Origin of the sequence: Microcystis sp. M44BS1 (assembly GCF_020244875.1) — a bacterium.
Classification (GTDB): domain Bacteria; phylum Cyanobacteriota; class Cyanobacteriia; order Cyanobacteriales; family Microcystaceae; genus Microcystis; species Microcystis panniformis.
In genome coordinates this window covers 1-13030 of record NZ_JADBVM010000262.1, presented here as the reverse complement: position 1 = coordinate 13030, position 13030 = coordinate 1, and the positions used below count along the sequence as shown (strand labels likewise).

At 41.5% G+C, this 13030-nt stretch carries 11 protein-coding genes; 8 read left to right on the top strand and 3 right to left on the bottom strand.

Annotation, left to right across the window (positions count from 1 at the left end; all coding sequences use genetic code 11):
* Positions 1 to 389 precede the first annotated feature (389 nt).
* The 5 genes from IM515_RS26000 (at position 390) to IM515_RS20225 (ending at position 8000) form a co-directional block, all read left to right on the top strand.
* Entirely contained in the window at positions 390 to 467 is a 78-nt protein-coding gene (locus IM515_RS26000; RefSeq protein ID WP_353737095.1) for an SWIM zinc finger family protein, read from the top strand.
* 54 nt (positions 468 to 521) lie between these two features.
* Positions 522 to 4139 (top strand): DUF7149 domain-containing protein, encoded by a 3618-nt coding sequence (locus IM515_RS20240; RefSeq protein ID WP_287628430.1) that lies wholly within the window; start codon positions 522 to 524, stop codon positions 4137 to 4139.
* 806 nt (positions 4140 to 4945) lie between these two features.
* Positions 4946 to 6190: an RNA-guided endonuclease InsQ/TnpB family protein gene (locus IM515_RS20235; protein WP_287633404.1), complete on the top strand. Its 1245-nt coding sequence runs from the start codon at positions 4946 to 4948 to the stop codon at positions 6188 to 6190.
* A 35-nt stretch (positions 6191 to 6225) separates the two neighbouring features.
* On the top strand, positions 6226 to 7293 hold the full coding sequence (locus IM515_RS20230; RefSeq protein WP_287630221.1) for a CIA30 family protein: 1068 nt from the start codon (positions 6226 to 6228) through the stop codon (positions 7291 to 7293).
* An 86-nt stretch (positions 7294 to 7379) separates the two neighbouring features.
* A complete protein-coding gene (locus tag IM515_RS20225) occupies positions 7380 to 8000 on the top strand; it encodes a CPP1-like family protein (protein ID WP_287630220.1) in 621 nt (206 codons plus the stop codon).
* Here IM515_RS20225 and IM515_RS20220 read toward each other — a convergent pair.
* Entirely contained in the window at positions 7997 to 8692 is a 696-nt protein-coding gene (locus IM515_RS20220) for an HAD family hydrolase (RefSeq protein ID WP_287630219.1), read from the bottom strand. The genes IM515_RS20225 and IM515_RS20220 overlap by 4 nt on opposite strands.
* Before the next feature lie 59 nt (positions 8693 to 8751).
* Between IM515_RS20220 and IM515_RS20215 the strand changes: the two genes are divergently transcribed.
* Positions 8752 to 8925, top strand: a complete 174-nt coding sequence (locus IM515_RS20215; RefSeq protein ID WP_287630218.1) for a hypothetical protein — start codon at positions 8752 to 8754, stop codon at positions 8923 to 8925.
* A gap of 142 nt (positions 8926 to 9067) precedes the next feature.
* Positions 9068 to 10039 (top strand): solanesyl diphosphate synthase, encoded by a 972-nt coding sequence (sds, locus tag IM515_RS20210; protein ID WP_287630217.1) that lies wholly within the window; start codon positions 9068 to 9070, stop codon positions 10037 to 10039.
* Here sds and IM515_RS20205 read toward each other — a convergent pair.
* Positions 10036 to 10581, bottom strand: a complete 546-nt coding sequence (locus tag IM515_RS20205; RefSeq protein ID WP_002767150.1) for a hypothetical protein — start codon at positions 10579 to 10581, stop codon at positions 10036 to 10038. The two genes, sds and IM515_RS20205, sit on opposite strands and share 4 nt — an antisense overlap.
* A 300-nt stretch (positions 10582 to 10881) precedes the next feature.
* Positions 10882 to 11214 (bottom strand): 2Fe-2S iron-sulfur cluster-binding protein, encoded by a 333-nt coding sequence (locus IM515_RS20200; protein WP_287630216.1) that lies wholly within the window; start codon positions 11212 to 11214, stop codon positions 10882 to 10884.
* 62 nt (positions 11215 to 11276) lie between these two features.
* Here IM515_RS20200 and cimA point away from each other — a divergent pair, with 62 nt between their 5' ends.
* Positions 11277 to 12917 carry a citramalate synthase gene (cimA, locus tag IM515_RS20195; protein WP_287630215.1) on the top strand — a complete coding sequence of 547 codons (1641 nt, stop codon included), beginning with the start codon at positions 11277 to 11279 and terminating at the stop codon, positions 12915 to 12917.
* Positions 12918 to 13030: the final 113 nt, after the last annotated feature.

Genomic DNA, 13030 nt, shown 5'->3' with positions numbered 1-13030 from the left:
TCACATCTTGGGAAGTGGGGAGATTTTCTCAAAACCCTTGACAAATGGCGAGACTTGCTTTAGACTTTATGTATAATGGGAATCCGTGCGCCCATATATATAGGGTTTTTGAGGGAAGATAAGAGAGAAAAAAATAGACTCCAAAACCGGGATGGGTAGGAATAGGGATAAAGGTATGAACACGGAAAATTTCTCTCCCCGACAAGCATTAAACAAAGCATTCCTGAGTAGGGATAATTCATGAATTATCCCTACGGAATTATCCCTACGGAATTATCCCTACGGAATTATCCCTACGGAATTATCCCTACGGAATTATCCCTACGATCTGAATTGTTGTTACGGTGATTATAAAATCGGCTCGATTTTTTTCTCAAAACCCTTGACAAATGGCGAGACTTGCTTTAGACTTTTTATATAATGGAAATCCGTGCGCCCATATATATATGGTTTTTGAGGGAAGATAAGAGAGAAAAAAATAGACTCCAAAACCGGGATGGGTAGGAATAAGGATATAAGGTATGAAGACGGAAAATTTCTCTCCCCGACAAGCATTAAACAAAGCATTCCTAAGAGTCAAACCGAGTCGTAGTCAGGTGGAGAAGTTTCAAACCCACCTAGAACAACTTTTGGGGAGTATAAACGAGACAGAATCGGAGGAGTTCCACAAAAACCTGCTTGCAGACTTTCTCAAACACAGCTACTATAGTCCCCAACATTTCATCAACACCAAGGGAAGGAATGATTTAGTCATCCATAATGGGAAAGAGTCGCGGGATTCCGTGGGGGTGATATTGGAAGTGAAGAAACCCAGCAATAAAAGCGAGATGCTGCGGAGAGACAAACTCAACTGTAAAGCATTACAAGAATTACTCCTCTACTTCCTTCGGGAAAGAATAACCGAGAAAAACCTAGAGATAAAACACCTGATTGCTACCAATATATATGAGTGGTTTATCTTTGACGGGAATATCTTCGAGAGACTATTCGCACAAAATCAGGAACTTGTCAGACAGTTTAATGACTTTGAGACGGGGAGACTAACGGGAAAAACCACCGACTTCTTCTACAAACAGATAGGAGAACCCTTCCTGAACTCCAGACTCGATTCCCTGACATACACCCATTTTGACTTGCGGGAATACACCCAAACCATCCGGGAGGACGAACATAACCTCATCAGTCTCTATAAAATCTTTTCTCCCGAACACCTCTTAAAACTCCCCTTTGCGAACGATAGCAACAGTCTCGACAAAAACTTTTATAGTGAACTGCTGCATATCATCGGATTGACAGAGATAAAAGAGGGAGGAAAAAAACTCATCCAACGTCTGCAACCGGCAGCGCGTCAACCCGGTTCGCTGCTAGAGAACGCTATCAGTCAAGTAGAGAGTTTAGATAAAATCTCTCGTTTACCCAATCCCGAGGAATTTGGGGAGACGGAAGAGGAGAGACTATTGAATATCGGTTTAGAGTTGGGGATAACCTGGATAAATAGAATCCTCTTCCTCAAACTATTAGAAGCGCAGATAATTAGGTATCATCGGGGGGATAAATCCCTAGGGTTTCTCAATTTAAGCAAAATTGCCGACTATGACGACTTAAATCGCTTATTTTTCAGCGTCTTAGCAAAAAAACAGTCAGAAAGAAGCAAAGACATCCAGAATACCTATACTCAGGTTCCCTATCTCAACAGTTCCCTATTTGAACCGACAGACTTAGAACAATCAACCATAGTTATCAGTAACCTGCGTTCGGAGAATTTAGAGATTTTTGCGGGAACAGTCTTAAAGGATAGTCAGGGGAAAAAGCGAACAGGAGAAATCAACGCTTTAGCATACCTATTCGAGTTTCTCAATGCCTACGATTTTAGCAGCGAAGGTGGGGAAGCGATACAGGAGGATAACAAGACTCTTATCAATGCGTCGGTGTTGGGATTAATCTTCGAGAAAATCAACGGATATAAGGATGGTTCCTTTTTCACCCCCGGTTTCATCACTATGTATATGTGTCGGGAAACGATTCGACGCGCAGTGATAGAGAAATTTAACCAGAGTCAGGGATGGGATTGTCAGACAATCGAGGATGTATATAACCGCATCAAAGATAAAACGGCAGCCAATGCTATTATCAATAGTCTCAAAATTTGTGATCCTGCGGTGGGTTCGGGACATTTTCTTGTTTCTGCTTTGAACGAGATAATCGCGATTAAGAGTGAGTTACAGATTTTAGTGGATAAAGAGGGTAAAACTCTCAGGGATTATCGGGTTGAGGTGGTGAACGATGAGTTAATCGTCACCGATGATGACGGTAATCTGTTTGAGTATAATCCCCGCAACCGAGAAAGTCAGCGCGTACAGGAGACTTTATTTCAGGAAAAACAGCGTCTGATTGAGGGGTGTCTCTTTGGAGTTGATATCAATCCCAACTCGGTGAAAATCTGTCGGTTGCGTTTATGGATTGAGTTACTCAAGAATGCTTACTACAAAGCAGATAATGAGTTAGAGACGTTACCGAATATCGATATTAATATCAAGGTTGGCAATTCTCTGATTAGTCGCTTTGGGTTATCCAATGATTTACAAGTCTTTTCCCGCAAAAGTCGTTTAAGTATCGAGAGTTATAAGGATGCGGTGAGAGTCTATCGCAACGCGGAGGATAAATCGCAAAAGCGCGAGATGGAGAGATTGATAAGTGAGATTAAGAGTAGTTTTCGTCAGACTTTACAGGGAGATAATCCTTTGAAAAAGCGCTTGCGGGGTTTGGAAACGGATTTATATAGTCTAGAGAATCAAATTTTGTTATTTGAGGAGTCAGCTAAGGAAAAAAAAGCGCGGGAAAGGAAGATTAGTCAGTTAAGGAATGAGATTGATAAGTTACGTCCGCAACTAGAGGAGATTGAAAGCGGTAAGATTTATCATAATGCTTTTGAATGGCGCTTCGAGTTCCCCGAAGTTCTAGATGATAAGGGTAATTTTATCGGTTTTGATGTGATAATTGGCAATCCTCCTTATATAAGTATTGAAGATATAACTTGGGACCAGAGAAGATTTTACGAAACCATTTATCAAACGGCTACTGGAAGATTTGACTTGTATTCTCTATTCATTGAGAAAGCAATGCAAATAAAACAGCCGACAGGTGTTTTTACTTACATTATTCCAGGAAAGTTTTTAAACAACAAACAATTTGTTACTGCTCGTAAAATTGTTTGCGATAATCACGGAGTTACGGTTGCGAAAATTGACGACAAAGTGTTTGAAGATGCACAGGTAGATAGTGTAATTGTAGAAAATTATCCCACTACAAAACCAAAATACAAAGCATTGAAAATCACCAGGCAAGAATTGCAACAGCTTTCAGAAACTGAAGTATCAAGTATCTTGAACGATAAGGAGATAATTTTTCGATTAGAAATAGACACCAAGTTTGACAATCTAATTTCAAAAATTGAAACAGACACATTAAAGGTAAAAGAAATTGCAGAAGTGAAAGACGGAATTGTAGCTGGTGCAATTAAAGATATTTTATTTATTGATAAAAAGTTAGACAAAGACAGCCACAAACTTTATTTCGGTAAAAACCTTTCAAGATTTCATTTAGGCAGAACTGATGTTTGGGTTAATTATAAACCCGAAGAAATGATGAAGCAAGAAGTTAAAAGACAAGCAGGGAAAAGGTCTGGCCTTTGGATGAGAGATAAAAAAATATTTGAGAGAGAAACAATTATTTATCGCAAAGTTGGTAAGGAACTTATTGCCACATATGCAGACAAAGGAATTTACTACGAACAAACGATACATAGTTGCCATATAACAGACAAAAGAGTTAAAACAAAATATGTTTTAGGAGTTTTTAATTCTACCTTGTTCAAGTTCTATTATCAAAAAACAAATTCTCAAGGTGGTGATATTTTTCCACAAATAAGAATTTCATCGGTAGAAAAGCTACCGATAAAACTTGCAGACAGTAAAACACAAGAAACAATTGAAACTCTTGTTAACCAAATTTTAGCTAAGAAATCAGAAGATAATTCTGCCGACACCAGCGAGTTAGAAAAAGAGATTGACAAAATAGTGTATGAATTGTATGGATTAAGCGAGGAAGAAATTAGGATAATAGAGGGAGAAATCAAATAAATATAAATGTAGGGTGTGTTAGCGAAGCGTAACGCACCCAAAAGCATCCCAAAGGACTGACAAAAATTTGATCCCCCTAAATCCCCCTTTTTAAGGGGGATTTAAATTTAATACATTTGTTCTTATGAACTCCCAATCGAACTTTAAAACCCATCTCCGCGCTTCCCCTATACCTTCCTCTTACCTATTGCAAGAGTGCCTTATCTCAACAAGTAATTTAAATTCAGTACAGCTTACACCCAAAAGAATCTCAACCAAAATGCTTGACAAAAGCCAAGACTTGACTTATACTTTTTATATAATGGGAATCCGTGCCTAAATATATATAGGGGTTTTCAGAGAAATTAACGAGCGAAAGAAATAGAGACGAAAAGGAAAGCTTTGCGGCAAGGATTAAAGCTGGTTTGGTTAGACTAACTTTATCGAAAATTTGGGTTAAAACCCCGTCGTTTTACGACGGCTTTTCCTGATTTTTGATGTAGCACTTAAGAACTTCCAGTGGCGCACCTCTCAGTTATCAGTTATCAGTTATCAGTTATCAGTGGGTAAGTTATCAGTTATCAGATGTGAGTTTTTAAGTGTGCAGTATTAAATAAGTAGTCGTGCAAAATTAATTTCCTAGTGAAGATAGGCAAGAGACAAGAGGCAAGAGGCAAGAGGTGGTTAGATATGTGTAATTAATTTTGCTTAGGTACTTAGAAGTTTCCTACTGTCTTTTTACTGATTACTGATCACTGATTACTAACCGACTTGACATTATTAACAGACCTAGTTAAAATAAATACAGACACACACATATTAACCCAATGAAAGCGAGGTATCAATACCGCATTTACCCAACAGACCAACAAAAAAGGCTTTTGTCTCAATTGTTCGGGTGTGTGCGCGTTGTCTGGAACGATACCTTAGCTTACTGTCAAGAACTCTATCGACAAGGGGAGAAAAAGCCAAAATATACCGAGTTATCTAAAAGACTAACTCAAATTAAAAAAACAGAAGAAAAACGGTGGTTAACCGAGGTTTCTTCTATTCCTTTACAACAGTCTTTGAGAGACTTAGAGACAGCCTATTCTAACTTCTTTGCATCTTGCAAGGGAGAGAGAAAAGGAAGAAAAGTAAAACCTCCTAAATTTAAGAAGCGTAAATCTAAACAATCAGCGAGATTTACTGACAATGGTTTTACCATCAATCAATATCACGTTACTTTAGCCAAAATCGGTGATTTAAGAATAGTTTGGAGTCGTCCATTACCTTCTAAACCTTCTAGTGTCACCGTGATTAAAGACGCAGCAGATCGTTATTTTCTCAGCTTTGTTGTCGAGATTCAGCCCGAAATACTTCCCAATAATGGGGAGTCAGTGGGAATTGATCTAGGGATTGCTACTTTTGCGACTCTCTCAACAGGGGAAAAGATAGACGCTCCTAAACCGTTAAAAAAACGATTAAAACGACTAAGAAAGGCACAGAAAAACCTTTCTAGAAAGCAAAAAGGAAGTAACCGACGGGAAAAAGCTAGGAAACGAGTAGCTAAAATCCACGCAAAGATTAAAGACACTCGCACTGATTTTTTGCAGAAACTATCCACTAGAGTTGTTCGTGAAAATCAAACGATAATTTTAGAGGATTTAAACACATCGGGAATGGTTAAAAATCGTAAGTTATCCCGTGCCATATCAGACTTAGGATGGCGTTCTTTCCGAGATATGCTATCGGCAAAATCTGATAAATATGGGCGTGATTTTCGGATAATTTCCCGATGGGAGCCAACGTCTCAGAGGTGTTCCTGTTGTGGGAATATTGGCGGGAAAAAAGCGTTAAATATCCGTGAGTGGGAATGTCTTTTCTGTGGGACTTTCCATGATAGGGATGTAAACGCTGCAATTAATATCAAGGTCGCCGGTGGGCAATCGGAGACCTCAAAAAACGGACGTGGAGGACAGCATAAGACTTCTGTTAAAGAAGCAGCATCTCGTGAAGCGTCAACCCAGCGGTCGGTCGTTCAATTAAGTTTGTTTGATCTGCCGGGAATCACCGTCCGGCCCCGGCGGTGAGGATGTCAACAGTACCTTTTGAGGAGAGAAAAGTTATGGCTGAGTCAAAAAGCTGGGATTTTCAGAGATTTTGGCAAACTCTAGACTATTTTGATAGTATTCCCCTGTGGAGTTGTCTGCAAAAGCTGCTCGGTTTCGGGGAAGATAAAAAAAATCAGCTAACAAATGAGCAAGGGATAGGGATGAAGACCATTTTAGTCATTGGTGGGGAAAATGCGATCGGTAGAAAAGTAATCACCCAACTACAGCAGCAAAACTATCAAATCCGCGCTTTAGTCGATAATATCGAGTCTGCACGTCAATTATTGGCTGAAAATGTCGATTTATTTGCTCTGCAAACCCCGCAATTATTCACAGGGATTGAGAGAATTATCTACTGTCAAGGGGAGAATAACGGCCATAGTTTAGCTAATTTACTCGATTTATTGAAAAATACGGGGATAACCGCCGAAAAAACCCTCTTTGACTTTAGCAATCCCAGCAGTGATATAAAAGAAATCTGGGGTGCGGTGGATGATGTGGTAATGGGAGGAGTGAGTGAGAGTCAGATAACCCTAACCGGGGGACGCGCGCTCTTTTCTGGTATCGTTAGAACCGAAAATAACGGCGGTTTTGCCTCAGTTCGTACCAGAAACCTGAATCCTCCCCTAAATTTATCTAACTACGAGGGAATAGAATTACAGGTACAAGGGGACGGAAAACGCTATAAATTAATTCTGCGTTGTGAAGGACGTTGGGACGGCATCGGTTACTGTTATTCTTTTGATACACTTGATCGCACCCTGCAAAAGATTTCTATTCCCTTTGGTGATTTAATCCCAGTGCTGCGGGCCAAAACGATGGGAGATGCAGCACCCTTTGATAGCAGTAGCGTCTATGCTTTGCAGTTAATGCAGAGTAAATTCGAGTACGATGGGGCCTTAAATCCCCGTTTCTCCCCGGGGTTATTTGCTTTAGAAATTGTCACAATTAAAGCCTACGGTGGCAAAAACCGCTTAATTATCGTTAAAGAAGGAGAAATCGCCGAAAAAAGCCTTTTAGATGCCAGTGGTTATCCCTACGAAGCGATCGATTCTGCCGAGATTTTCGCTAAACTTAATTAATTTAAATAAGCTTGCATCTCAAGTTAAACTACAGAACATCGGGTTAAGACCATGACTATCGGGAGCATAATTAAGGAGGTATGTTCATGAGTGAACAGAATCCCTACGAACAACTTGGGGTTACTGAAGAATCCTCTTTTGAAGAAATTCAAGAGGCCAAACAAAGACTGGTGCAACAGTATCAAAATGATAGCAAAATTGTCGAATCGATCGAGGCGGCCTACGATTCCGTCCTCATGGATCGACTGCGGATGCGACAGGAAGGTAGAATTAAAGTACCCGATCGCATTCGTTTTCCCGAACGTCTGACGATTCCGGTGGAAAGTAAACCAGTTACTGGCAGCAAATCTCCTAACTGGTGGCAAAGCTTAATAGACACACCTTCTGCACAGGATATCGGTGTACCAGCAGTGATTTACGCTTGTTTAGGAGCAATAACCCTGTTAGTTCCCGATCCCAGTGGCTCCCTCTTACCGCTGCTCCTAGCTTTTGGCGTTTTCGTTAATATCTATTTTTTCAACCGCAAGGAAAAACGTTTTGGCCGCGCCTTACTATTCACTCTCGCTGGTTTACTGCTAGGAGTCGCTCTGGGAGCGGGATTAGCTAGTTTAGCGGCCAAGGCTGATTTGACTATTTTCGGCGATCGCCAAATTTATGCGCTCATCACTTTTCTAATCTTTTGGGTGATTAGTAGTTTTTTCCGTTAACCGAACGCTCGCAGGGAGCCTAAGATCACGTCCAATGCTTCGCCAAGGTTATTGACGATATAATCAGGCTCGTAGCTCTCTAAACGGGAACGGCTGCGAATCCCCGATAATACGCCAATAACCTTAATATTTTGGCTCTTAGCGGCGGTAATATCCGCTTCCGTATCCCCCACCATCCAAGTGTCGGCAGCCGTCGGCAGTTCCTTAGCGGCCTTAGCCATAAGCAGGGTTTTGTCGCGCACGTCGTTGGTTTTGGTGTAATTATTATTTAGACAATAACGACGATTAGCGGCGAAAAAACGACCGATATCGTGGCGATTAAAGGCATGATCTAGCTCGGATACCCGCCGCATCGTCATGACGACTAAATCGATCTTTAAATCTTGGATTTTCTGGAGAGTTTCCAAAGAACCAACCACCGGGCGATCGTGGACAAGATAGGGTAAAGTATGAACAGTTTGACGACGAAGATGGGCAAATTTACGCGCTTGATCTTCATCTAATCCTGACATTTCCCCGATACGCTTCTCAGAAACCTGATCCCGTTTTAACTGCCAGAATTCCGCTTTCGATAATTCCCCGATAATTTGACCTTTATAGGCGGTTTTCTGTAAACAGTGTTGATAAACCTGGTAATATCGCTCCGATACGTCCATTATCGGCCCGTCAAAGTCGCTAATTAGTCTCAACATCGCTCTAATACTTCTCGCTTTATTAATTTTTATATACAAGTTACCCTAGAGTCTTGACAATGACAAGAGTTTTGTCAGGAAAAAAATTAGGGAAGTGGGGAAGTGGGGAAGTGGGGAAGTGGGGAAGTGGGGAAGTGGGGAGGTGGGGAAGTGGGGAGGTGGGGAAGTGGGGAAGTGGGGAAGTGGGGAAATTTCAACTAAAAACCCTAAAACCCCAACCCCTAAAACCCTAAAACCCCTAAAACCCCCAAAACCCTAAAACCCTAAAACCCCTCACTGATTACTGATGCTTCCCCTTCCCTAGTCTGGACGGTTAGCTTAAAATAAATATAAGGATTGTAAACTTTCGTAACTATCTCGCCAATTGGCTAACCAATGATCCCAACAACTTCTTTATTCGCACCCGTTGACGATGATCTCCGTCTTTTGACCGATAACTTAAAAAACCTCGTCGGCGCTCGTCATCCCATTTTAGCGGCGGCAGCAGAACATTTGTTCGAGGCCGGTGGTAAACGCCTTCGACCGGCGATCGTGTTGCTGGTATCTCGCGCTACTATGTTAGACCGGGATATCACTCCCCGTCATCGTCGATTAGCGGAAATCACGGAGATGATCCACACTGCCAGTCTCGTCCATGATGATGTGGTAGATGAGGCAGAATTGCGCCGGGGTGTTCCCACCGTTAACAGTTTATTTGACAATCGCGTGGCGGTTTTAGCGGGGGATTTCCTTTTCGCTCAATCTTCTTGGTATCTAGCTAATTTAGATAATTTAGAAGTGGTAAAATTGCTCTCGGAAGTGATTCGCGATTTTGCTGAAGGGGAAATTCAACAGGGAATTAATCGCTTTGATACCAGTATCTCCCTGGAAGCTTATCTAGAAAAAAGTTACTACAAAACTGCTTCTTTAATTGCCAATAGTGCCAAAGCGGCCGGGGTATTAAGCGAGCAATCGGCTGAAGTTAATCATCATTTATATAACTATGGTCGCAATTTAGGATTAGCTTTTCAAATCGTCGATGATATTCTCGATTTTACCTCCCCCACGGAAGTATTAGGAAAACCCTCTGGCTCCGATTTGATCAGTGGTAATATTACCGCTCCCGCTCTCTTTGCCATGGAGGAAAATCCCTATATAGAATTGTTAATTGAACGGGAATTTAGTCAGGAAGGAGACATCGAAAAAGCTCTTGATTTTATTCACTCTAGTCAAGGTATTCCTCGCTCAAAAGAGTTAGCCAATCAATACGGTCAAAGTGCCTTAAAACACCTTGAATGTTTAGCTTCTTCTCCCTCAAAAGAGGTGTTAATCGAGCTAGTGGATTACGTTTTGAGCCGAATTTATTAGGGAATAATAGTTCTCGCCGTAGCAATAGTCCAAGCATCGACTAATAATAAAAATAGGGTGAGAGTAAAAAGAATTCCATACATCCAAGGCTGAGAAAGGGGGCGAATATCAGTCATATCCAAGTTAGTTTTTTCCTCGATTATTTTGACCATGCGATTAAATCCCACTACTCGCATCGGTAATAAATAGGCTTTTTCTGCGGAGCGATCAAGGAAATAATAAACTAAACCACCCTGTCCTGTACTGCGACATTTAAGTTCTTTTATATCTGTCCAATTTAACCACCAACCAGAGCGAAGAAAAGCGGGAAACCATTGGGGATAGGTAACTTGTATCCCTGTCTCTGATAAAATCACTCTTTCACTTAAAGCTCCGTATAAAGCGATTAATCCTAAGCTAATTCCTACCCAAAGAAAATTGGGATTAACGGGGGAATTAGTGACTTTTGCCAAAAAGGGTAAGGGGATGGTTAACGCCACATATAAACTTAATAAAGTTACCCGAATTATTGGTGAAATGCGAAAAATTATTGTCTCGTTCATTTGATAACCTTAATCAGTAAACAGTAAACGGGTGCATCTCAATTTTGTAGAAATATCTATAGGACATTTTGGGCGCAATAACATCATTGTAGGGGCGAATTGCATTCGCCCTCTTTTAATGACTTCTGCTGCTCACCTATATGTGAGAGAAAGTCCCAGATATGAGATGGACCCAGAGTAAACAGTAAACAGTAAACAGTGAAAAGAAGGCTGCGAACTTGCCACTTAATACTTTAACACTTTAATACTTAATACTGATCACTGATAACTGATCACTGATAACTGATCACTGATAACTGATCACTGATAACTGATCACTGCGTCTCCTTGTCCCCAAAAACCATCGTACTTAGTCACCTCGATATCACCAAAAACTTTGACTTGACAAGCAAGACGACGGCTATTATCGGGGTTGTGGGGAGGTAAAGAAAGACGCGCTTTTTCCTGCCAATTGATAGGAGAAACTTCGCCCACAATTGCCACCGCACAGGTTCCACAGCTGCCGATGCCGCGACAATTGATTAACTTGGAACCGCCATTATACAAAGAAATGTCATGTTTTAATAATACGCGACGGAGATTTTCACTTTGATCGCAGGTGATTGTTTGACCGTAAACTGTTATTCTAGGCATTAGGGGCGTGATTTTAAGTCGCTACAGTTATTAATTAATATTAACACCTATTGACTATTTCTATGAACAATGGTAAGCGCATTTGGGTCTATGACACTACTCTCCGGGACGGGGCCCAGCGAGAAGGTATTTCCCTCTCCCTCGAAGATAAAATTAAAATCGCCAGGGAATTAGATCGGATGGGTATTCCTTTTATCGAAGGCGGTTGGCCTGGCGCAAACCCTAGAGACGGTCAATTTTTCTGGAAAATGCACGAAGAACCCCTAAAACAAGCGGAATTAGTCGCTTTTTGTTCCACTCGTCGCCCCCATGTCGAGGCCCGGGAAGACCCGATGTTAACCGCCATTCTCGCCGCTAGAACCCGTTGGGTGACAATTTTCGGCAAATCTTGGGATCTGCACGTCACAGAGGGCTTAAAAACCAGTCTGGAGGAGAATTTAGCCATGATAGGGGACACGATCGAGTATCTACGCTGTCAGGGAAGACGAGTCATTTATGATGCCGAACATTGGTTTGATGGTTACAAAAATAACCCCGAATACGCCCTTTTAACCCTGAAAACCGCCAGGGCTGCCGGGGCTGAATGGTTAGTTTTCTGTGATACCAACGGTGGCACTTTACCCCAAGAAATCGCCCCTATTGTGGAGAAAGTGCGGGAGCAATTGGGCATCGATCCTGATAACGAAAATGGGACTAAATTAGGCATCCATGCCCATAATGACGCAGGAACCGCCGTAGCTAACTCCTTAGCGGCAGTTAACGAGGGCGCACGCATGATTCAAGGCACAATTAACGGTTATGGGGAACGCTGCGGCAATGCCAATTTATGTACTTTAATTCCCAATCTTCAGTTAAAAATGGGCTTTTCTTGCCTAGAAGAAAATCAATTAGGCCGATTGACGGGAACTAGCCGAAAAATCAGCGAAATGGTCAATTTAGCCCCGGATGATCATGCTCCCTTCGTCGGACGTTCCGCTTTTGCCCATAAGGGTGGTATTCACGTTTCTGCGGTGGCGAAAAATCCCCTGACCTACGAACATATTAATCCAGAAGCGATCGGGAATCAGCGCCGCATCGTCATTTCTGACCAATCGGGATTAAGTAATGTCTTAGCGAAAGCGCGCAGTTTTGGCATCGATTTAAATAAAGATGATCCCACCTGTCGGCAAATATTGGAACGTTTAAAAATCTTGGAAAGTCAGGGTTATCAATTTGAGGCAGCCGAAGCTAGTTTTGAGTTATTAATGCGGGAAGCTTTGGGACAGAGAAGCGACCTTTTTGAATTAAAAGGATTCCAAGTTTATTGTGATATGCTGCGGGATAGTGGTAATGCAATCGCGACAATTAAAGTACAGGTAAAAGAGGAAGATTTATTAGAAGTGGCCGAGGGTAACGGGCCTGTGGCTGCTTTAGATCTGGCTTTGAGAAAGGCTTTAGTCAAATTCTATCCCGAAATTGCTAACTTTCACCTGACCGATTATAAAGTGAGAATCCTCGATAGTGGTTCGGGGACGGCAGCGAAAACTAGGGTTTTAATCGAGTCCAGTAACGGTCAACAAAGATGGACAACCGTGGGAGTGTCTAGTAATATTTTGGAAGCTTCCTATCAAGCAGTAGTGGAAGGAATTGAATACGGTTTATATCTGCTGCAAAACAATAAACTAGAATTATCGGGTCAATTTTGTCCTTTGGGGATAATTTAAGCAACAGTTATCAGTTATCAGTTATCAGTTATCAGTTATCAGTTATCAGTTATCAGTTATCAGTTATCAGTTATCAGTTATCAGTTATCAGTTATCAGTTATCAGTTATCAGT